This window comes from Mesorhizobium sp. 113-3-3, from assembly GCF_016756495.1.
GTDB lineage: Bacteria > Pseudomonadota > Alphaproteobacteria > Rhizobiales > Rhizobiaceae > Mesorhizobium.
Window position 1 is genome coordinate 1,177,734 of sequence record NZ_AP023243.1, and the last position, 21,300, is coordinate 1,199,033.

Here is a 21,300-nt window from a genome sequence, read left to right on the forward strand (position 1 = left end):
ATGGTTTTGGTTAAATCGCTGGCCGGCAAGCCCTGGGTATGGTCGTTCCTCGGCGCGCTTGTCGTGTGGCTGGCGACGATCGCCTTCACCGGCGGCTATGGCGCCGGCGGCATGGTCACGGCGGCGTTGTCGCTTGCCGTGTTCACGGTCATCGTCGGTGTCGGCCAGATGTTCGTCATCACGCTGGGGCCCGGCAATGTCGACCTGTCGCTGCCGGCCAATATCGGGCTGGCCAGCGCGGTCGCCATGAAGGTGATGGCCGGCAGCGATTCGATGATCGTCGTCGGGCTGATCGCCGCGCTCGCATGCGGCGCGGCGATCGGCGCCGTCAACTATCTGCTGATCTGGGCGCTGCGCATTCCGCCGATCATCGCCACCTTGTCGGCGAGCTTCATCATCCAGTCGATCGACATCAGCTACGGGCGTGGGCTGCAGATCAAGCCGCCGCCGGGCTTCGCCGATTTCACCAACTGGCAGGTGCTGGGCATTCCGGTGCTGGCGGTGCTGACCGTGCTGTTCACCATCGGCGCGGCCATAGCCCTGCAGCGCATGATCTATGGCCGCTCGGTGCTGGCGATCGGCCAGAACATCCGCGCCGCCTGGCTGGCCGGCGTCAATGTCGGCCGCATCCGTTTCCTCACCTACACGCTGTCGGGCGCGCTCGGCGGCATCGATGGCGCGCTGCTTGCCGGCTATTTCCGCGGCGCCAATGTCGATATCGGCAATGAATACCTGCTCGCCTCGATCGCCGTCGTGGTTATCGGCGGCACCTCGGTCGCCGGCGGCAAGGCCAATGTGCCCGGCGTCTGGGGCGCCGCGCTGTTCCTGGTGCTGCTCTTGACCATGCTCAACACGTTCGGCGTCAGCGCCGGCGTGCGGCTGCTGCTGACCGGCCTGATCATTGTCGGCGTGATTACCGCGGCGGGTGGGGAGAAGGCACTGCGGTAGCGTGAGGGATCACGACGCATCGGCACTGGGTTCCCGGACAATCGTTAGTCCAGCCCGACAGCGGGTTCCCATTCGCGGCGCGCCCTAGTAAACCCTTCCGCGATCTCAGTCGGTCCCGGGAGGGCTCTGCTTGTCCAATTCTGTCAGTGTCGTGATCGACAATGGCGTTGCCATCGTCACCATCGACAATCCGCCGGTCAATGCGCTGAGTTTCCATGTCCGCGAGCCGCTGATGCAGGCGCTGTTCGCCTTGCGCGACGAGGCTTCGGTCACGGCCATCGTCATTGCTTGCGCCGGACGGACCTTCGTTGCCGGCGCCGACATCACGGAATTCGGCAAGCCGGTGCAGCAGCCCGACCTGCGCGCCGTCGTGGCGACGCTGGAAACCATCACCAAGCCGACGGTTGCCGCCATCCACGGCACTGCGTTCGGCGGCGGGCTGGAACTGGCGCTCGGCTGTCATTTCCGCGTCGCCGACGCCGGCGCCAGGCTCGGCCTGCCGGAGGTGAAACTTGGCCTGCTGCCGGGCGGTGGCGGCACGGTGCGGCTGCCGCGCCTGGTCGGGGCGGTGAAGGCGCTGAAGATGATTGTCTCGGGTTCACCGGTTGGTGCCGACGAGGCGCACGCCGCCGGTCTGGTCGATGCCGTTTTCGAAGGCGATTTGACCACGCATGCCGTGAACTTCGCTCGCGAAATCGCCCGCAAGGGTGGTCCGTTCACACCGGTGCGCGATCGCGATGAGCGGCTCGGGGAAACCGACCTCGCGGCTTTCGATGCCGAGGCGGCGGAGCTCGCCAAAAAGGCACGCGGGCTGGAAGCGCCGGTCGCCTGCGCGCAAGCGGTGCGCAACACCCTCACGCTGCCCTTCGACGAGGCGCTGGCGGCGGAGCGAGCGCTGTTCGTGAAACTGGTCGCCAGCGACCAGTCGCGGGCGCAGCGGCACCTGTTCTTCGCCGAACGTGAGGCGGCAAAGCTTCCCGGCAAGGACACGCCCAAGCGCAGGATCGCGCGCGTCGGTGTCATCGGCGCCGGCACGATGGGCGGCGGCATCGCCATGGCCTTCGCCAATGGTGGTTTTTCCGTCACCTTGCTGGAGACCAGCGAGGAGGCGCTGCAGCGGGGGCTGGGCATGATCGAGAAGAACTATGCCGTCTCCGTTTCGCGCGGTTCGCTGGCCGAAGACGCCAGGCGTCAGCGGCTCGCCCAGTTCAAGGGCTCGACCGATTATGCCGATCTCGCCGAATGCGACCTGATCATCGAGGCGGTGTTCGAGGACATGGCGGTGAAGAAGGAGGTGTTCGGCAAGCTCGATGCCGTGGCCAAGCCTGGCGCCATCCTGGCCACCAATACGTCCTATCTCGACATCAACGAAATCGCCGGCTCGATCTCGCGGCCGCAGGATGTGCTTGGCCTGCATTTCTTCTCGCCGGCCAATGTCATGAAGCTGCTCGAGATCGTGCGGGCCGACAAGACCGCGCCGGACGCGCTGGCGACCGTCGTCGACCTCGCGCGGCGGATCGGCAAGGTGGCGGTCGTCGTCGGTGTCTGCCACGGCTTCGTCGGCAACCGCATGCTGGCGGCGCGCGGGTCGGAATCGGAAGCGCTGCTGCTGGAGGGCGCGACGCCCAGCCAGATCGACAAGGCCTTCACCGATTTCGGCTGGCCGATGGGGCCGTTCCAGATGGGCGATCTGGCCGGCCTCGACATTGGCTGGCGCAACCGCAAGGCGCGCGGCCTGAGCGCCGTCATCGCCGACACGCTGTGCGAACAGGGCCGTTTCGGCCAGAAGACCGGCCGGGGTTTCTACCTCTACGAGGCCGGCGCGCGGGCAGGCGTCCCCGATCCCGAGGTCGAGGCGCTGATCCGCGAAAAGGCCGCCGAGAAGGGCATTGAGCCGCGCGCGATCAGCGCGGACGAAATCATCGAGCGCACGCTCTACCCCCTGGTCAACGAGGGGGCGAAAATCCTCGAGGAGAAGATCGCGGCCCGCGCCTCCGACATCGATGTCGTCTGGGTCAATGGCTACGGTTTTCCCATCGGCAAGGGTGGCCCGATGTTCTGGGCCGGTCTGGAAGGGGCAGCAAAGATCGTCGAACGGCTCGACCACTGGCACCAGCGGACCGGCAAGGACGTGTTCAAACCTGCCCCGCTGCTGAAGCGGATGGCCGATACCGGCTCTTGGGAGGTCGAGGCCACAGCCTGACCAGATGACCGCTCAAGGCGAGGGCGATTATCGGATGCGCGCGTCGATGATCTCGACGAAGCGGGCGAACAGGCCGGCCTGCGACTTGATCTTGAGCTTGCGGTAGATGTTGCGGCGATGAACCTTCACCGTTCCCGGCACGATGCGCATGGCCCGGGCGATCGATTCGGTGGAATGGCCCTGCAGCACCAGGTCGACGACATGCTTTTCGCGCGGCGTCAGCGACAGGCTCTTCCAGATATGGGCGCGGTCGAACTCGTTGACCGAAGCGATTGTCTCGTCCTGTTTCGCCTGGGCCGGTTCGTCGGCCGGGAGAGAAGGCCAGCGCAACCTGATGAAATTGATCACTGCCGGCGCCATGTCGCGCAGCAGCCTGGCGTCGGCGGTGCCGAACGGGCCCGAGGCGCGCAACCGCATCAGCGACAGCACCAGCGCGTCCTTGCCGGGCAATGGCACGAAGAAACCGACCTCCTCGGCCAACCGGGTCTGGCTGTAGTAGGAGCGGAAATATTCGCTGGCGTAGAAGCGGTCGGGCGCGAGTTCGCGCATGCGCCAGAACCCTTCCTTGCGCTCGACCGCCGCGTGGTGGAACGGGTCGAGCAAATAGGGCCCTTCCTGGTAGAGCGCGACGAAGACATGGCTTTCCGCCGGCGAGAAGGTCTCGAACAGCAGCGGTGGGCGTGAGGCGCCGCGATAGCCGAAGACCACGCAGTGGTCGAAGCTGACATGCTGGCGAAGCCAGTCGACCATCGCCTTGCCGAATTGATCGCCGGCCGTCTCCCGCGTCGCCGCGACCAGGGCGGCGAGCCGGCTGTATTCGTCGCTGCGCGATGCGCTCAATCCATACCCCTCTAAACGAGAAAATAGATCAGATATACCACCTGCGAGGTATATACTAGCGGCCATTGGCTCTGGTAGCGTTCTGAAATTGCCCTGTCGCTGGAGTCCGCAGCCTTTGACCGCAGTGCCCGACATCGAGTTTCGCGGCGTCACCAAGCGCTATGGCGCGGTGACCGCGGTCAGCGGCATCGATCTCTCTGTGCCGCCCTCCGCTTTTGTGGCCCTTCTCGGGCCGTCCGGCTGCGGCAAGACGACGTGCCTGCGCATGATCGGCGGCTTCGAGCAGCCGAGCGAAGGCCAGGTGCTCATCCGTGGCCAGGACATGGCTGGCACGCCGCCCTACAGGCGGCCGGTCAATATGGTGTTCCAGCAATATGCGCTGTTCCCGCATCTCGATGTGGAAGCCAATGTCTCCTACGGGCTGCGCCAGGCACGGCCGCGCCTGTCGTCGCAGGAGATCGGCCGGCGCGCCGGTGAAGCGCTCGAAATGGTGCGGCTCGCCGGTTATGGCGGCCGAAAGATCCACGAACTGTCCGGCGGCCAGCAGCAGCGCGTCGCGCTGGCGCGTGCGCTGGTCAACAAGCCGGCGGTGCTGCTGCTCGACGAGCCGCTGGCCGCGCTCGACAAGAAGCTGCGCACCGACATGCAGATCGAGCTGCAGAACCTGCAGCGCGAGATCGGCATCACCTTCGTGCTGGTCACCCACGACCAGGAGGAAGCGCTGTCGATGAGCGATTTCGTCTGCGTCATGAATGGCGGGCGCATCGTCCAGCTCGGCCAGCCGAGCGAAATCTATGACGAGCCGGCCGACCTGTTCGTCGCCGATTTCGTTGGCAAGACCAATCTGCTCAGCGGCAAGGTCACCGGACACTCGGGCGATCTGGTGGATGTGGCGCTGGCCGACGGCACAATCATCGCGGCGCGCAAGCGCACCGCCTTGCGCCAGGGCGAGAGCGTTTCGGTCAGCCTGCGTCCTGAATCGCTCAGCCTCGGCGCTCCGCAAAACGGCCCGCTGAAGGGCATCGTGCGCAATCGCATCTTCCTGGGCTCGACGGCGGAATACGCCATCGAGGTTCAGGGCATCGGAACGTTGCTGGCCAAGGCCGACCATCTGATCGGCCAGGGCAATCTCTTCAAGCCGGGTGAACCCGTCGCCATCGGCTACGCCACCGGGACGCCGCTGGCGTTTCCGGAGACCAAGAACAACGGGACCAACCAGAGGGTAAACCAAAATGTCGAAATCATATCGTGACGGACTGCCGATAAGCCCCGAGAACTTCGTCGACCAATTGATGCGCCTCAAGCGCGGCTCGATCGGCCGCCGCGACTTTCTTGGCCTCACCGGTCTTGGCATTGCCACGGCCCTGATGGCGCGCGAGATCGGCATCATGCCGACGCCGGCCTTCGCCGCCGAAAACCTCGGCGACCGCATGTCGATCGCCACCTGGCCGAACTATCATGACCCGCAGACCTTCGAGAATTTCAAGAAGGACACCGGCGTCGCCGTCGAGGTCAACGTGTTCGGCTCCAATGAGGAGATGCTGGCCAAGCTGCAGGCCGGCGCCTCGGGCTGGAGCCTGTTCGTGCCGACCAATTATACGATCTCGACCTACAAGAAGCTCGGCATCATCGAGCCGCTCGACATGGCGAAGCTGGCGAATTTCGACGGCACGCAGGAAGATCCGCGCTTCACCTCGGAGGGCACGATCGACAAGGTAATCTACGCCGTGCCGAAGAACTGGGGCACGACGGGCTTTGCCGTCAACACCAAGAAGCTGACCAAGCCGATGACGAGTTGGAAGGAATTCTGGGACACGGCCATGGCCGAAGGCGACGGCCGCACCATGGTGCACGACTACCAGTTGACCACGATCGGCAATGCGCTGAAGTACTTTGGCTACTCCTTCAACTCGCTGAAGCAGGACGAGCTCGCCAAGGCCGAGGAACTTCTGCTCAAGGTCAAGCCGCATCTGTTCGCGGTGTCCTCCGACTATCAGCCGGGCATGCGCGCGGGCGATGCGTGGATGACCATGTGCTGGACCAATGACGGCGCGCAGCTCCATCGCGACATTCCGGAGATCGCCTATGTGCTGGGCAAGGAAGGCGGCGAGATCTGGACCGACTTCTACGCCATCCCGAAGGACGCGCCGAACAAGCCGGCGGGCTATGCCTTGCTCAACTACCTGATGAACCCGCAGGTCGCGGTGAAGGAGCATCTCGCCAACGGCGCGCCCTCGACCGATGCCCGCGTCAACAAGCTTCTGCCCAAGGAAGTGCTGGACAATCCGATCCTCTATCCGGCGGCGGATCTGTTGACACCGCTGGAGTTCGGCGCCGCGGCAACGCTGACCGATCCGGGCCGTGCCGAACTGATGGCGCGCTTCAAGTCGGCCTGACGCGGACAATTGACCGGCGGGCACATGCCCGCCGGAATCGGGGCGGTTTCAATGCACGGCAACAGATTTCGTCACAATTTCCTGACCGCCTTGCTGCTTGCCCCGGCAACGGCGTGGCTGGTGGTGTTCCTGGTGCTGCCGTTCATCGCGATCGCCATCTTCAGCGTCGGCGAGCGGGCGCCGGAAGGCGGCTATCAGGCCGCCTTCACGCTGGCGCAATATGCCAATCTGCCGGCTCGGGCGACCGCCTTCTGGAACACGATGGTGCTGGCGCCGGTCGGCGCGCTCGCCTGCCTGCTCGTCGCCTATCCGGTCGCCTATTACCTCGCCTTGCAGGCGCCGCAGCGCTGGCGGCTGATCCTGCTGGCGCTGGTCGTCATTCCGTTCTGGACCAGCCTTTTGATGCGCACCTATGCCTGGATGTACATTCTGGGCGGGCGCGGCATCCCTGCTCTGCTCGCTCTTGTCGGCATCGAGGATGTCAGGCTGATCAACACGCCCGGCGCCGTCCTGCTCGGCATCGTCTATGGCTACCTGCCGCTGATGATCCTGCCGATCTATGTCAGCCTCGAACGGCTCGACCGAAGGCTCTTGGAAGCCTCCGCCGATCTCGGGGCGACGCCACTGTCGACCTTCCTGGGCGTGACCCTGAAGCTGTCGCTGCCGGGCGTGATGACCGGTTTCTCGCTGGTGATGATCCTCTTGCTCGGCGAATACCTCATTCCGACGCTGCTTGGCGGCGGCAAGGTGTTCTTCATCGGCAATGCGCTGGTCGACCTGTTCCTGCAGTCGCGCAACTGGCCGTTCGGATCGGCCATCGCCATCACGCTGGTGCTGGTTTCGGTCGTGGTGCTGATCGCCGCCAACCGCATCTCGACCCGTGTCTCGGGCGCTCGCCGGGTGGATCTGATCTGATGCGCGCCTTCGTCATTGCCGTCTTTGCCTTCCTCTATTTGCCGATCGCGCTTGTCGTGCTGTTTTCCTTCAATGCCGGCCACCATGCCAGCGAGTTCACCGGCTTTTCGGTGCAGTGGTACGGCAAGGCGCTGTCGAACCCGTTCCTGGTCGAGGCGCTGAAGAACAGCCTGTTCATCGCCACCACCAGCGCGCTTCTGGCGGCAGTGTTCGGCACTGCAGCAGCTCTCGGCCTGGCGCGCGTTGGTGTGCGGACCCGTGCGGTCTTCGACGCGCTGCTGGGTGCGGCGATCGTCGTCCCCGGTGTCGTCATCGGCATCTCGACGCTGGTCGCGCTCGTCCAACTGTTCGGCGTGGTCAATCCGTTCCTTGCCTCGATCTGGCCTGACGATCAGCCGCCCAAGCTGTCGCTTGGCTATGGGTCGATCATCGCCGCGCACGGCCTGTTCTCGATGGCGCTGGTGACGATGATCGTCGGCACGCGGCTGGGCAGTCTAGACCGCAACCTGGTCGAGGCCTCGAGCGATCTCTACGCCACGCCGCTGACGACGTTCCGTTCGATCGTCCTGCCGCAGATCATGCCGGCGGTGGTCGCCGGCTTCCTGCTCGCCTTCACCTTTTCCTTCGACGATTTCATCATCGCCTTCTTCGTCGCCGGCGCGCAGACGACGCTGCCGATCTATGTCTTCGCCTCGATCCGGCGCGGGGTGACGCCGGAGATCAACGCCATCGCGACGATCGTGCTCGTCGCTTCCGTGCTGCTCGTGGTGCTTGCCCAATGGCAGCTGCGCCAGCGCAAGCCGTCCAACTGAAAGCCGCATCATGATCCTCAAAGACCGCATCGCCGTGGTGACAGGCGCCGGTTCCGGCATCGGTCGTGCCGGCGCCATGATCATGGCCAGGGAAGGCGCAGTGGTGGTCATCGCCGACAGGGACCATGCCAGCGGCGAGGCGACGGCGTCGGATATCCGCGCGGCTGGCGGCAGGGCCGAGGCCATTGCCACCGACGTCTCGGATGACGCTGATGTCGACAAGCTCCTTGCCGGCACGCTCGACAGGCATGGCCGTATCGACATCCTGCACAATCACGCCGGCATCCAGGTCGGCGGCACGCTGACCGAGGTCGGGACCGATGGCATGGATGCGTCGTGGCGCGTCAATGTGCGGGCGCAGTTCCTGGCGGCGCGGATCGTCATGCCGACGATGATCGCGCAAGGCGGCGGCGTCATCCTCAACACCGCTTCCAATTCGGGCGTGTTCTACGATCGCGAGATGATCGCTTATGCGACGTCGAAACATGCGGTGGTGGCGATGACCAGGCAGATGTCGCTCGACTATGCCCGCCACAATGTCCGCGTCAACGCGCTCTGCCCCGGCTGGGTCGACACGCCGTTCAATGAGCCTTTCATCGCCCAGATGGGCGGCCGCGAGGCGATCGAAACCTATGTCCGCACCAAAATCCCGATGGGGCGCTGGGCGAGCGCGGAAGAAATCGCCGAGGCGATCCTGTTCCTGGTCTCCGACCGCTCATCCTTCATGACCGGCCAGGCGCTGGTGATCGACGGCGGCGAGAGCATTGGCTGATTGAGTTGCCTCGGCTCTCAGCCAGTCGGAGAAGGTGGTCATCGCCTGTGAGTGCTGGCGCCGGCGCCTTGCCGACAGCCAGTAGCGTCCGACATCGACCGTGCTGGCGAAGGGTTGCACCAACTGGCCGGAGCCAAGCTCACGGCTGAACATCGAGACCGGCAACAGCGCCACGCCGGCGCCCTGGACAGCGGCGTTGGCCATGGTGACGGAGGAATCGAAGACGATGCCCTTGATCGGCGGGCAATGCCGTCCCGCCGCCTCGAACCAGCGCAGCCATTCGTCCTCCCGGTAGGAGCAGAGCAGCGTTTCGCGCACGAGATCGGAGGGGTCGCGCAGGCGCGCGGCGATGTCGGGCGCGCAGGCCGGCGAGAACGAACCCGGCAGCAGCGGCGTGTTGTCGGTTCCCTGCCAGGAGCCGTCGCCGAATCGGATGGCGAAGTCGAGACCGTCGGCGGCGAGGTTGACCCGGTTGTTGTTGGTCGAGATCCGCAATTCGATATCCGGATAGGCCTGGTGGAACAGCGGCAAACGAGGGATCAGCCAGCCCGAAGCGAAAGTGCCGACGACACCGACGGTGACGATGTCGTGGAAGCGGCCGCCCTCGAAACGGTCGAGCGTCACGCTGATCCTGTTGAAGGCATCGCTCAGCACCGGAAGCAAGGCCTCGCCTTCCTCGCTCAGGGCAAGACCGTGCGGCAGCCGGCGGAAAAGCCGGACGCCAAGCACCTCCTCGAGGCCCTTGACCTGATGGCTGACGGCGGCCTGGGTGACGCGCAGTTCGAGACCGGCGCCGGTGAAGGAGAGATGCCGGGCGGCGGCCTCGAAGGCGCGCAAGCCGTTCAGCGGAAGATGCGATCGTTTCATCGACGCAAGCCCTAGTTTTTCTAATGGCAGAGGCGACGTTTACTCGTTTGCGGCAGCGCCGGATCCGGTCCAGTTCTGCGGCGCGGGGCAACAGAGAGTATGGACATGACGAGCAGACGCAGTTTCATCGGTGGTCTCGCAATGGTTTTGACGGCCCCCATCACGCTTGGCGCGATGGCGAAGGCGGCAACAAGCCCGACAAAATTTGATGGGCTGGCGCCGAAAATAAGGCGGATCGAGGCGAAAAGCGGTGGCCGGCTTGGCGTGGCCTGCCGGATCGCCGGAACGACGGTTCAGTTCGGCTATCGCGAGAACGAGCTGTTCCCGATGTGCAGCACCTTCAAGGCGCTGGCGGCCGCACTGATCCTGCATCGTGTCGATGGCGGCATCGAACAACTCGACCGCAGCATAGAGGTGCCGCATGACGCCATCATCGCCAATTCCCCGACGACCAAGAAGTTCGCCGGCGGCACTATGACGGTGGCACAGCTCTGCGAGGCCGCGGTGACGGTCAGCGACAATGGCGCGGCCAATCTGCTGCTGGCTTCCTTTGGCGGGCCGCCGCAGCTGACCGCCTATCTGCGCTCGATCGGCGACACGGTGACGAGGCTCGACCGGATCGAACCGGAGCTGAACGAGTCGACACCGGGCGACGCGCGCGACACGACCTCGCCGCTGGCCATGATCGACGACTACGAACGTCTCACCCTCGGCGACAGCCTCTCGCAAAGGGGCCGGGCGCAGCTTGTCGAGTGGCTGGTGGCCAACAAGACCGGCGACGACCGCATCAGGGCAGGATTGCCGAAAGACTGGAAATGCGGTGACAAGACCGGCACCGGCGCGCATGGCAGCACCAATGACGCGGCGGTCATCTGGCCGACGTCAGGCAGTCCAGTTCTGATGTCGGTCTACCTGACCGGCACCGAGCAAAGCCTGGCCAAGCGGAATGCAGTGATTGCCTCGGTCTCGCGGGCTTTGGTCGAAGCGATCGAGGCGTGAGCCTTTCGAGCAGCGCGGAGGTACCGCGCTGCATCTCCTCCCGGGTTTGACGCAATTCCCAAGGGAGAGCGCTACGTGCTTTTCCCGAGAAAACCGCGTCACACTTCTCCTGGAATTGCGTCACACGTGCTTGCGGCCGCCGGTCTCGCGGAACCAGCTGTCCGGGTAGGGGTACCACCAGTCCTGGATCGCCGGCTTGTGGTCGATGATGACCATTTTGGAGCGGCGGAAGGCGTCGAGCCCCTGGCGGCCGAGTTCGCGCCCGAGGCCTGAGGCTTTCCAGCCGCCGAAGGGCAGGGCGTCGTTGTCGATCAGTGGGTTGTTGACCCAGACCATGCCGGCCTCCAGCCGTTCGGCCGCCTCATGCGCTTCGGCGAGATCCGTGGTGAACACCGAGGCGCCGAGCCCGAACGGGCTGTCATTGGCCTGCCGGATCGCCTCGTCGAAATCCTTGACGCGGCAGATGGCGGCGACCGGGCCGAAGCACTCTTCGCGCACTATGGCCATGTCAGGGGTGACACTGGTCAGGATGGTGGGCTCGTAGAACCAGCCGGTGTTGTGCGCCGGCGGGATGCGCCCGCCGGTGACGGCCTTGGCGCCGTGCGCGATGGCATCGTCGACGAGACGCATGACCTTGGCACGAGCCGCCTCACTGACCAGCGGACCGATCTCGGTCCTGTCCATGCCATTGCCGATGCGCAACGCCCGCGTCTTCTCGGCGAACAACTCGACGAAGCGGTCATGCACGGCGTCGACGACGAAGAAGCGTTCCGCCGAGGTGCAGACCTGGCCGGTGAGGTGGAAGGCTGCGGTGACGCTGCCGGCCGCGGCGACGTCGAGCGGGGCGTGCTTGCTAATAATCAGCGGATCGCTGCCGCCGGCCTCGATGACGCAAGGCTTCATGCGCTCGGCGCAAGCGACCGCCACCGCCTTGCCGGCGGCAACCGAGCCGGTGAAGGCGACCGCATGGGTGCGATCGGAAGCTATCAGCGCCTGGGCGGTCGCGGCCGCGCCGGGCAGGCAGGAGACCAGGCCCTCAGGAAGCGAGCGGAACACCGCCATGTAATCCAGCGTCGACAGCGTCGTCGCTTCGGCCGGCTTGATGATGCAGGCATTGCCGGCGGCGAGCGAGGCCGCAACGGTCCAGCACATCAGCAGGATCGGAAAGTTGTAGGGCATGATGTGGACGGAGACGCCGTAGGGCTCGTAGCGCGCATATTGGAACGAGCCGGCCTGCGTCGTGCCGGCGACCTTGCCGGCATCGTCGCGCGCCATCTCGGCATAATAGCGGAAGATCGGCGCGCAATTGGCGATCTCGCCGATCGCTTCCGGATAGGGCTTGCCCATCTCGCGCACCATCAGCTCGGCGCAGCGGGTGAAGTCAGCCGTCTCGATGGCGTTGGCGACCGCATGCAGATGTTTTGCCCGGCTCTTGGCGTCGAGCTTTTTCCAGGCGACTTGCGCCTTGGTTGCCGCGGTGAGCACGGCGTCGATCTCGCCATCGCTAGCCGCCGCGATGGCGCCGACCGTTTCCAGCGTTGCCGGATCGATCACTGCTTTGCTTGCACTGGCCATCGGCCGGTAGTCCGGATTGACGAAGAAGGTCGGCCGGTCAGGGTCGAAATCCATGGTCGTCCTTTCAGGTCCGCTCAGCGGATCATGTAGACCTTCTTGATCGTCTCATGGACGGTGCAGATGCCCTTCCAATCCTGCGGGAAGAAGGCCGCCGTGTCCGGCTCGATCTCGATCACTTCGCCGGATTCGTGCACATAGGTGCAGCGGCCTTCGAGGAAGTGGCAGAACTCGTCGCGCGTGACGTGGCAGTGCCATTTGCCAGGGGTGCAGACCCACAGGCCGCATTCGGAGCGGCCTTCGGGTCCCTTGTGGAGCAGCTTGCCCGAAGTATGGGACTGCCCCTCGATCATGGTCGGGATGACGCCCCAGTCGACGAGGTCGGTGACGGCGAGAGGCGATTGCATGATTGGCGTGGTCATATCGAATTCCTTGAAAAGATGCTCACCGGCACATGAAGGCCTTGGTCAGCGTTTGCGTGATGACGGAGATGCCGGTCCAGCCGGCGGGGAAGAACACGAGCGTTCCGGCCGCGACCGGGATTTCTTCGCCATTGTCGTGGACATAGCTGCCGTGACCCGACAGGAAATGGCAGAACTCGTCGGCGGCGAAGGTGACCTTGCGGGTGCCCGGCGTGCAGGACCACAGGCCACACTCGCTCGATCCATCCGGGTTCTGCGACAGGATCTTGCCGGAGGCGCGCGGCGCGCCGGCAAGCGTGTTGCTGCCCGCGCCCCAATCCTCCAGTTCCACGGTCGAGGCCTGCAGCCAATGCGGTGTCGACATGTGATCCAGCTCCGTTGCTTTCAAGCCAGCATGTAGACGTTGCGCATGGTCTCGTGCACCGCGCATTCACCCGTCCAGCCGGCAGGGAACATGACCACGGTCCCGGCCGACACTTCTATCACTTCGCCGACATCCGAGCGGTAGGTCGCGCGGCCGGCGACGAAATGGCACAATTCATCGCGCGGGATCGAGAGCCGCCAGCGGCCCGGCGTGCACACCCAGATGCCGGATTCCGGCTGGTTGTTCGGCCCCTTATGCACCAGCCTGCCGGTGGAATGCGAGGCGCCTTCCAATGCGTCGGGCTGGGCGCCCCAGTCGACGAGATCGGTGCGGGTGGATGCGTGGTGGAGGTGCGGGGCGGAGGAGGTCACAGCAGCGCCTCCAGCAAACCCGCTGCCTTCTCAGGCCCGTTCTGCGCGTGCATCTGCGCCGATGTCTTCGCCAGCTTCGCCTTCATCTGGGGATCGGTCAGGCAGGTCTCGATCTTGGCGACCAGCTCGGCATCGCTCCAGTCATAGCGCGGCATGCCAAAGCCATGGCCGGTTTCCTCGACGCGGGTGGCGTTGTCGTGGCCGTCCCAGACATAGGGCATGATGATGGCGGGCTTGCCGAAATACAGGCACTCGGTGAACGAGTTGTTGCCGCCATGGTGGATGACGGCATCGACCTGCGGGATGACCGAAGGCTGCGGGAACCAGCTCTCGACGATGACGTTGCCGGGCGCGTCCGTATACTGGTCCTTGTAGCCGCCGACATTGACCAGCGCGCGGTAGCGCGTCTTGCCCAGAGTGGCGATGATGCGCTTCAACAGCTCGACATCGCCGGCGCCGAGGCTGCCGAAGGAGACGTAGAGCAGCGGGCCGTCATTATTCTCAGTGAAGGTGGGTACCGCAAAAGGCTTCTCCTGCCGCACGCAGCCTTCGAGATACTGGAATTGTCGGGGGGCGAGCGGATGGCGGCGCTTGAACTTTGCCGCTTCAGGGTAGAGCAGCAGATTGAGATAGGGCGACGCCTCGAAGAACTGGCCGACCGGGTAGGGCGCCTCGTTGTTGGCCTTCAGGAAGGCGTTGAAGTCGTCATGGATCGGCTTGATCACCGCGTTGAAATGGTCGCGGTAGCGCTGGTGCCCGGCATGGTCGTTCTCGCCGCAGCCGGAGAGATGCGGCGGGATGTCCTCGTCCTCGATCTCGTTTTCCGAGCAGGAGATGACGCGCACCCATGGCTTGCCGAACTGCTTGATGGCCGGAAACAGGATGACATTGTCGACGCAGATCACGTCGGGCTTGATGGCGGCCAGCACGCCCGGCAGGTCCTTCTGCGCCCATTTGGCGCTGTCGACGATCGCGGTCCAGCAATCCTTCACGTAATTGTCGACCTGGTCGTAGGGCGACTTGCGGAAATTCGGGATGTGGCCGTTGATGAAATCCTCCCAGAATTTCGCCATCTGCTCGGGCGGCATCGGTTCGGAGAGGTTCACCGGATGCGCCTCGAAGCCGTAGCCTCTATAAACCTCGACGAAGCCGGGATCGGACAGGAACACGGCCTTGTGGCCGCGCGCCTCGACGGCTTGCGCGATGCCGACGGAGTTGAGCGCCGGGCCGTAGGCTGCTTCCGGGAAAAACGCGATCGTCTTCTGCGCCATCAGGCTGCTCCTCTCATTCTGCGAAAATTCTGACATCGGCGGGATCCCAGCCGAGTTCGACCTGGTCGCCTGACGAAACCGGCCTGCGGTCGGCGGCATCGGCGGTGACACGCACCAGGAACGGTTTGGGCGACAGGGCAGTGCGGACATGCAGCTGCAGGTCGAGGCCATGATAGGCCAGCGCCTCGACCGTGCCGGTCGTGCGGTTGGCGGTCTCAGCCTCGGGAAACAGCCGGATACGTTCGGGCCGCACCGAGGCAACCGCGGATGCACCTGGGGAAAGTATGGCGGGAACCTTGCCGGTGATGCGCGCGCCGTTTGCCGCGACCACGCCGTCAGCGGCGGCCTTGCCGGGCACGAAATTCATCACGCCGATGAAGTCTGCGACGAAGCGGTCGGCGGGATGTTCATAGATCGCGTGCGGCGTGTCGCATTGCAGCAGCCTGCCGTCCTTGAGCACCGCCATGCGGTCAGCCATGACCAGCGATTCCTCCTGGTCGTGGGTGACGATGACGAAGGTGATGCCGACTTCATGCTGCAGGCGCTTCAGCTCAAGCTGCATGGCGCCGCGCAGCTTCTTGTCGAGGGCGCCGAGCGGTTCGTCGAGCAGCAGCAGCCGGGGCCGTTTGACCAGGGCACGGGCCAAGGCGACGCGCTGCTTCTGTCCGCCCGACAATTGCTCCGGCTTGCGGTCTGCGAAAGGGACGAGTTCTGTGGTCGCCAGGATGGCGTCGACGCGGGAGCGGATTTCCTTAGCCGGCAGACGTTCCATCTCCAGGCCGTAGGAGACATTGGCGCGCACGCTCATATGCGGGAACAGCGCGTAGGACTGGAACATCAGGTTCACCGGCCGCTTGTTGGGCGGGGTCCTGGCGATGTCCTTGTCGTCGAGCAGGATGCGGCCGTCGCTCGGCGTCTCGAAACCGGCCAGCATGCGCAAGAGCGTGGTCTTGCCGCAGCCCGAGGGGCCGAGCAGGGCGAAGAATTCGTTTTCCCTGATGTCGAGCGAGATGCCGTCGACGGCGGTGACCCGGCCGAAATTCTTCGACACATGGTCGATGGCCAGGAGCGTGCGCGGTTCGCTCATTGGCCGATCATTCCCCGGTTGAGCCGCTGCGACAGGGTCAGCGCGGTGATGGAGACCGCCATGACGATGGTCGCCAGCGCGTTGATCTCCGGCGTGATGCCGAAGCGGATCATGGCGTAGATCTGCATCGGCAGCGTGGTCGAGGCGCGGCCAGCGCCCGCGGTGAAGAAGGCAATGATGAACTCGTCGACCGACAGCGTGAAGGCGAGCAGCGCACCGGCGATCACCGCCGGCAGGATGACCGGCAAGGTCACGCGCCGGAACGTGGTGAGCGCGGAGGCGCCGAGATCGGCGGAGGCCTCGACGATCGACCAGTCGAAGCTCTTCAGCCGGGCACGCACCACCGAGCAGACGAAAGCGAGGTTGAAGACGACATGGGCGAGGATGATGGTGTGCAGGCCCATGGTCAGGTTGAGCATGGAGAAGAACGACAGCAATGCGATTGCCAACACGATGTCGGGAATGATCATCGGCGCGAAGATCAGCGCTTCCAACCCTCTGCCATATTGCCGGCGCATCTCGACGCCGATCGCCAGCAGCGTGCCGAGCAAGGTGGCGATGGCCGTGGAGACCAGCGCCACGATCAGCGTGTTGAGCGCGGCGGACAGGATCGCGGAATTGTGGGCCAGCGCGGCGTACCATTTCAGCGAAAAGCCCGACCACGCCGTCGGCAATCCGCCTTCGTTGAAGGAGAGTGCCACCAGCACGGCGATCGGGATGTAGAGGAAGGCGAAGACGAGGGTGAGCACAAGCCAGAGCGTGCGCCGCGTCGCCGGAGAGCGCTCAGCCATCTGTGTCTCCCGCAGCCTGCGCTGCCTGCCCCGAGGCGCGATTGGCGGCCATCGCTTGCGCCATCAGCACCAGCAGCATGATGGCGATCAGCGCCATGGCGAGCGCGGCGCCGAACGGCCAGTCATTGGCGGTCAGGAACTGGTCGTAGACGAGATTGCCGATCATCTGGAAACGGCCGCCGCCGAGCAGCGCCGGGGTGACGAAATTGCCGATCGACAGCACGAAGACGAAGACCGCGCCGGCGGCGATGCCGGGCACGGTCAGCGGCAGGATGACACGGCGGAAGGTGGTGGCGGCCGAGGCGCCGAGATCGCGCGAGGCTTCGGCGAGTTCCGGGTTGAGCCGCGACAGCGGCGCGTAGCAGGCGAGGATGACGAAGGGCAGATAGTTGTAGACCAGGCCGGCGATGACCGCGCCTTCGGTGTAGAGCATCGATGGCGGTTCGCCGGTATAGCCGAACCAGCGGAGGAGTTGGGTGATCAGGCCCTCGCGGTTGAGCAGCACGATCCAGGCATAGGTGCGGATCAGATAGTTGGACCAGAACGGCAGCACGGCGAAGAACAGGAACACGGGCTGCCAGCGGCGCGGTGCGGCTGCGATGGCGTAGGCGGCGGTATAGCCGATCACCACCGCGATCAGCGTGGCGGTGCCGGCGATGCGCGCGGATTTGAGGAAAATGCCGGCGTAGAGCGGGTCGAAGACCAGCCCGAAATTCTCCAGCGTGAAAGTGTAGTCGATGCCGCCATAGATGCCGCGCCGGAAGAAGGCGAGCGCCAGCACCAGCGCGCACGGCACCACCATCAGCGCGGTCAGCCAGACCAGCGCCGGGGCCATCAGCAGGGAGGAGCGGGATGGGCGCGTCAAGCGGCACCCTTGCCGATCATCTCAACGGCGTCGAAATGGTGTCTCGGCAGTCGCCCCCTCACCCGGATTGCCAACCGAATTGCGAAGAGCAATTCGGGGCAATCCGACCTCTCCCGGAGGGGAGAGGTCGTTGCTGACGCCAGCGCCTTCCTCTTCTCCCCCACGGGGAGAAGGTGGCCGCGGAGCGGCCGGATGAAGGGGTGTTGGGACAAGGAACGCAAGCTCAATTCCAAGATGCTGCTGGAACGCCGCCTACTGCGCGGCCTTGATCTCGCTGACGATCTTGGAATAGTCGCGCTGGGCTTCGCCGACGTCACGCAGCTGCTCGAACTTGACGAGATCGGCCACCGGCATCGCCATGTTGGGGAATTTGGCCAGGAAATCCGCCGGCAGGCTTTCCATAGCCGGCTTGTTCGGCACCTTGTAGTCGATGTTCTGCGCCGCCCAGGCGTGGTTCTTGGCGTCGAGCATGAAGTTGATGAACTTGAACGCGTCGTCCTTGTGCTCGGATGCCTTCATCACCACCATCGTGTCGACCCAGAGGTCCGAGCCTTCCTTCGGGATGACGTATTTGATCTCCGGCTTCTCGGCGATGCCGTAATTGCACCAGCCGTCCCAGGCCTGCACCATCAGCGCTTCGCCGGACACCAGCTTGGAATAGAAGGTGGTGTCGTCATAGGCGAGCAGGGTCTTCTTGGCCGAAATCAGCAGGTCCTTGACCTCGGCCATCTTGGCCGGATCGGTCTCGTTGACGGAAAAGCCCTTGTCGAGCTGGCCGGCGGCCAGCAGCCAGCGATCGGTCGCCAGCATGGTGGTCTTGCCCTTCAGCGCATCGGAAGGCGCGAGCAGGTCGCTCCAGCTCGTCGGCGCCGTCTTGACCAGGTCCGAGCGGTAGCAGAGGCCGGTCGTGCCCCAGGTGTAGGGCACGGAGAAAGCGTTGCCGACATCGTGCGGCAGCTTGGTCGCTTCCGGATAGAGGTTGGCGAGGTTGGGGATCTTGGCGTGGTCCATCGGCTCGGTCAGGCCGAGCTTGTTCAGCACTTCGGCGAAGGGCGAAGAGACGAAGACCACGTCGTAGCCCTTGCCGCCGGCAGCAATCAGCTTGCCCATGATCTCCTCATTGGTGGCGTGCACCACCACTTCGCCGGAGACGCCGGTGGCGGTCTTGAAGGCGGCCATGGCGTCGGGCGCCATGTAGCCGTCCCAGTTGGAGATGACGAGGTCGGCGGCGATTGCCGGCGCCGACAGCGCCAGGGCAAGGCCGAGAGCGATTGAAGAGACCTTGAGCGCACGGCGCCGCGGGCTGGTAGCGGTCATGGCAGACTCCCATTCCGGTTGATCGTCGAATTCTGTGCTGGATCGGGCGCGACCCTTGCCGCTGCCTTCGATCCTGTTCCCTCGGTCTTTTTATCGCCGATTGCGCAGACAGTACTATTGCAGAAAAAAGTACGTCAATCCATAATTTGTCGAGCGACCCAGGAATCTGGGCGACCGAGGAATCTGGCCGATTGCGTCCGCGAGGCCGATCGGCCAAAGCATATCGACCTACGTCCGTCCACCGAGACCACATATGCAAGCCGCAGCCCGACGACCTCGCACCAACCATCTCGACCTGGCGCAGCGCATCCTGGATGTGGCGCGCCAGCGCGGCTTCGAGCCCGGCGCGCGCCTGCCCGAACAGCAGATCGCCTCTTTGTGCAATGTCTCGCGCACGCCGGTGCGGGCCGCACTCAGTCTGCTCGCCGAACGGGGCGTCGTGCGCTGGGAGGCCGATACCGGCTATCATCTGGCCGTCGACCTCGCCGCGCAGCCGGCCATATCGGCCGAGCTTCCCAGCGCGGAGGAGGACGAACTGGCCGAGGCGATCCTGCGCGACCGCTCGGCGCGGCGATTGGATCAGACGGTTACCGCGGCCGGGCTGATGAGGCGGTACAGTGCCGAGCGAAAGACGGTACTAAAAGCGCTTAATAAACTGACCGACGAGAATCTACTGGACCGCGCGCCCGGCCAGTCCTGGCTTTTCCGCCGCACGCCCGACGATCCCGAGGCGCAAGGCGAAAGCTACGAGTTCCGCTTGCTGCTGGAGCCGGCGGCGATCCTGACGCCAGGCTTCCGGCTGGACGGCGCGCGGGCGGCCGCGTTGCGTCAAGGCATGGACGCTTTGTCGGCGCTGCCGGATGCTGCCTTCGACACGCGAGAGTTCCAGCGGCTGGACATGGATTTCCACGGCATGATCGCCGAGGGCTCAGCCAACCGCTTCATCGCCGACGCGCTGGCCGATCATCTCAGGCTGCGCCGGCTGCCGGGCATCTATGCCGGCGTCAACGTCTTCCGGCTGCGGCAATCCTTGCTGGAACATCTGAACATACTCGACCATCTCGAAAGCCGGCAGTATGAGGTGGCTGCCGATCTGCTTCGCATCCACCTGCGGCTCTCCCGCAACCAGCGACCGCAAGCGGCCAGCCGCGGGGCGCCCGCCCTGTTCGGCATGATCAGCCGGCCGGAATGAAGAGGATTAATTGACGCGCAAAGCCAGCCCGACCATCGCGCTGTTTCCCGAAGCCAGCTTCGGCGCCGCGTTGAATTGCGTCGGCATCGCGCAGGCCTTGCGTGCCAGGGGCGCCCGGCCCGTCTTCATCTGCCATGCCGGCTTCTCCGGCGTCTTTGCCGACTACGGCTTCCAGGAATACCAGCTGCCGACCGACGAGCCGCTCAGCGACAGCGAGCGCCAGAGCTACTGGCAGGCCTTCGTGCGCCGGCACCTGCCGCATTTCCGGCTGAGCCCGATCGACCAGCTCGAAACCTATGTCGCGCCGACCTGGCAGGCGATCGTCGACACGGCGGTCAATGCCGAGGCGCCGCTGCGGCAATTGCTGGCGCGGCTGAAGCCGGACGCGGTGGTGCTCGACAATGTCATCATGTTCCCGGCGATCGCCGCCGCCGGCTGTCCCTGGGTGCGCGTCGTCTCCTGCGCCGAGACGGAACTGCCGGACGCCGAAGTACCGCCCTACCTTTCAGGGATGGCTGCCGACGATCCGCAACGCGCGGCGTTCGAGGCGCGCTATCTCTTGGCCTCGGCGCCGGCGCATGACCGCTTCAACCGATTTCGAGTGGATGCCGGCCTGGCGCCATTGCCCAAGGGCCTGTTCCTGGAAAGCTCGCCAGACCTCAATCTGCTGCTGACGCCGGCGATCGTGCGGCGCGAGCGCGCCGAGCCGCTCGATCCGCAGCGCTTCGTCTATCTCGAAGGCTGCGTGCGTTCGGAAGGGCCGTTCGAGGTGCCGGTGTTTCCGCGCAACAAGGGACCGCTGGTCTATGTCGCCTTCGGCAGCCTCGGCGCCATGGATGTCGGGCTGATCGAGCGCATGCTTGCCGTCTTCGACAGGCTGCCGGCGCGTTTCATCGTCAATGTCGGCGGCCTGCGCGACGCCTATCGCAAGGTGCCGGACAATGTCTATCTCGACGCCTGGTTTCCGCAGCCTTCGGTGGTGGCGAAGTCGGACCTGTTCATCCACCATGGCGGCAACAACAGTTTTTGCGAAGCGCTGCGCTTCGGCGTGCCGTCGCTGATCATGCCCTATTGCTGGGACGGTCACGACAATGCGCGCCGCGCCGAAGAGACCGGCACCGGCGGCCATATCGGCCGTGACGGCTGGACCGAAGGAGTATTGGAGAGAGCCATTCTCGGCCTGCTGGCCGACGACGCCATGCGCGCCCGCCTCAGGGATAATGCAGCTGAGATGGCGCTGAAACCAGGAACGGACGTGGCCGCGCAAGCCATACTCTCTCTGATACGGACTTGAAC

General features: G+C 64.9%; 21 protein-coding genes. 10 read left to right on the top strand and 11 right to left on the bottom strand.

All coding sequences use genetic code 11. From position 1 onward, the window contains the following. Together JG746_RS05590 and JG746_RS05595 are read left to right on the top strand one after the other, a co-directional pair. Entirely contained in the window at positions 1-948 is a 948-nt protein-coding gene (locus JG746_RS05590) for an ABC transporter permease (protein WP_202357259.1), read from the top strand. Positions 949-1,078: 130 nt separating this feature from the next. Next, a complete protein-coding gene (locus JG746_RS05595) occupies positions 1,079-3,151 on the top strand; it encodes a 3-hydroxyacyl-CoA dehydrogenase NAD-binding domain-containing protein (RefSeq protein ID WP_202357260.1) in 2,073 nt (690 codons plus the stop codon). 27 nt (positions 3,152-3,178) lie between these two features. Here the strand turns inward: JG746_RS05595 and JG746_RS05600 are convergent, their stop codons facing one another. Further along, on the bottom strand, positions 3,179-3,991 hold the full coding sequence (locus tag JG746_RS05600; RefSeq protein WP_202357261.1) for a helix-turn-helix transcriptional regulator: 813 nt from the start codon (positions 3,989-3,991) through the stop codon (positions 3,179-3,181). Positions 3,992-4,106: 115 nt separating this feature from the next. Here JG746_RS05600 and JG746_RS05605 point away from each other — a divergent pair, with 115 nt between their 5' ends. From JG746_RS05605 to JG746_RS05625, 5 genes are read left to right on the top strand one after another with little or no spacing between them, the layout of a single operon-like run. Next, positions 4,107-5,243 carry an ABC transporter ATP-binding protein gene (locus JG746_RS05605; protein WP_202357262.1) on the top strand — a complete coding sequence of 379 codons (1,137 nt, stop codon included), beginning with the start codon at positions 4,107-4,109 and terminating at the stop codon, positions 5,241-5,243. Next, on the top strand, positions 5,224-6,387 hold the full coding sequence (locus JG746_RS05610) for an ABC transporter substrate-binding protein (protein WP_202357263.1): 1,164 nt from the start codon (positions 5,224-5,226) through the stop codon (positions 6,385-6,387). The genes JG746_RS05605 and JG746_RS05610 overlap by 20 nt, the downstream gene beginning before the upstream one ends. 51 nt (positions 6,388-6,438) lie before the next feature. Beyond that, the gene (locus tag JG746_RS05615) at positions 6,439-7,302 is read left to right on the top strand and encodes an ABC transporter permease (RefSeq protein WP_202357264.1); all 864 of its coding nucleotides are present in this window, start codon (positions 6,439-6,441) and stop codon (positions 7,300-7,302) included. Beyond that, positions 7,302-8,114 carry an ABC transporter permease gene (locus JG746_RS05620; protein ID WP_202357265.1) on the top strand — a complete coding sequence of 271 codons (813 nt, stop codon included), beginning with the start codon at positions 7,302-7,304 and terminating at the stop codon, positions 8,112-8,114. Before JG746_RS05615 ends, JG746_RS05620 begins: the two co-directional genes overlap by 1 nt. Positions 8,115-8,124: 10 nt before the next feature. Then, a complete protein-coding gene (locus JG746_RS05625) occupies positions 8,125-8,886 on the top strand; it encodes an SDR family NAD(P)-dependent oxidoreductase (RefSeq protein ID WP_202357266.1) in 762 nt (253 codons plus the stop codon). On the opposite strand, the gene JG746_RS05630 is transcribed toward JG746_RS05625, so the two are convergent. Continuing rightward, positions 8,830-9,753 carry a LysR family transcriptional regulator gene (locus tag JG746_RS05630; protein WP_202357267.1) on the bottom strand — a complete coding sequence of 308 codons (924 nt, stop codon included), beginning with the start codon at positions 9,751-9,753 and terminating at the stop codon, positions 8,830-8,832. The genes JG746_RS05625 and JG746_RS05630 overlap by 57 nt on opposite strands. A 99-nt stretch (positions 9,754-9,852) precedes the next feature. Between JG746_RS05630 and bla the strand changes: the two genes are divergently transcribed. Beyond that, positions 9,853-10,752: a class A beta-lactamase gene (bla, locus tag JG746_RS05635; RefSeq protein ID WP_202357268.1), complete on the top strand. Its 900-nt coding sequence runs from the start codon at positions 9,853-9,855 to the stop codon at positions 10,750-10,752. Between the two features lie 120 nt (positions 10,753-10,872). Here bla and JG746_RS05640 read toward each other — a convergent pair whose 3' ends face one another. The 9 genes from JG746_RS05640 to JG746_RS05680 all read right to left on the bottom strand — a co-directional run bounded on the left by JG746_RS05640 (position 10,873) and on the right by JG746_RS05680 (position 18,812). After that, entirely contained in the window at positions 10,873-12,381 is a 1,509-nt protein-coding gene (locus JG746_RS05640; RefSeq protein ID WP_202357269.1) for an aldehyde dehydrogenase family protein, read from the bottom strand. A 20-nt stretch (positions 12,382-12,401) separates the two neighbouring features. After that, positions 12,402-12,746 (bottom strand): cupin domain-containing protein, encoded by a 345-nt coding sequence (locus tag JG746_RS05645; RefSeq protein ID WP_202357270.1) that lies wholly within the window; start codon positions 12,744-12,746, stop codon positions 12,402-12,404. A gap of 22 nt (positions 12,747-12,768) precedes the next feature. Next, positions 12,769-13,110 carry a cupin domain-containing protein gene (locus tag JG746_RS05650; RefSeq protein ID WP_202357271.1) on the bottom strand — a complete coding sequence of 114 codons (342 nt, stop codon included), beginning with the start codon at positions 13,108-13,110 and terminating at the stop codon, positions 12,769-12,771. 20 nt (positions 13,111-13,130) lie between these two features. After that, a complete protein-coding gene (locus JG746_RS05655) occupies positions 13,131-13,481 on the bottom strand; it encodes a cupin domain-containing protein (protein ID WP_202357272.1) in 351 nt (116 codons plus the stop codon). Then, on the bottom strand, positions 13,478-14,752 hold the full coding sequence (locus JG746_RS05660; RefSeq protein WP_202357273.1) for a glycosyltransferase: 1,275 nt from the start codon (positions 14,750-14,752) through the stop codon (positions 13,478-13,480). Before JG746_RS05660 ends, JG746_RS05655 begins: the two co-directional genes overlap by 4 nt. 13 nt (positions 14,753-14,765) lie before the next feature. Continuing rightward, a complete protein-coding gene (locus JG746_RS05665; RefSeq protein WP_202357274.1) occupies positions 14,766-15,839 on the bottom strand; it encodes an ABC transporter ATP-binding protein in 1,074 nt (357 codons plus the stop codon). Continuing rightward, positions 15,836-16,630 carry an ABC transporter permease gene (locus tag JG746_RS05670; protein WP_202357275.1) on the bottom strand — a complete coding sequence of 265 codons (795 nt, stop codon included), beginning with the start codon at positions 16,628-16,630 and terminating at the stop codon, positions 15,836-15,838. Before JG746_RS05670 ends, JG746_RS05665 begins: the two co-directional genes overlap by 4 nt. After that, entirely contained in the window at positions 16,623-17,465 is an 843-nt protein-coding gene (locus tag JG746_RS05675) for an ABC transporter permease (RefSeq protein WP_202359266.1), read from the bottom strand. Before JG746_RS05675 ends, JG746_RS05670 begins: the two co-directional genes overlap by 8 nt. Before the next feature lie 282 nt (positions 17,466-17,747). Then, entirely contained in the window at positions 17,748-18,812 is a 1,065-nt protein-coding gene (locus JG746_RS05680) for a polyamine ABC transporter substrate-binding protein (protein WP_202357276.1), read from the bottom strand. A 253-nt stretch (positions 18,813-19,065) separates the two neighbouring features. Here JG746_RS05680 and JG746_RS05685 point away from each other — a divergent pair, with 253 nt between their 5' ends. Both JG746_RS05685 and JG746_RS05690 read left to right on the top strand, forming a co-directional pair. Beyond that, positions 19,066-20,004: a GntR family transcriptional regulator gene (locus JG746_RS05685; RefSeq protein WP_202357277.1), complete on the top strand. Its 939-nt coding sequence runs from the start codon at positions 19,066-19,068 to the stop codon at positions 20,002-20,004. A gap of 10 nt (positions 20,005-20,014) precedes the next feature. Next, complete coding sequence (locus JG746_RS05690) at positions 20,015-21,298, top strand: glycosyltransferase (RefSeq protein WP_202357278.1); 1,284 nt, start codon at positions 20,015-20,017, stop codon at positions 21,296-21,298. The last annotated feature ends 2 nt before the right edge of the window (positions 21,299-21,300 follow it).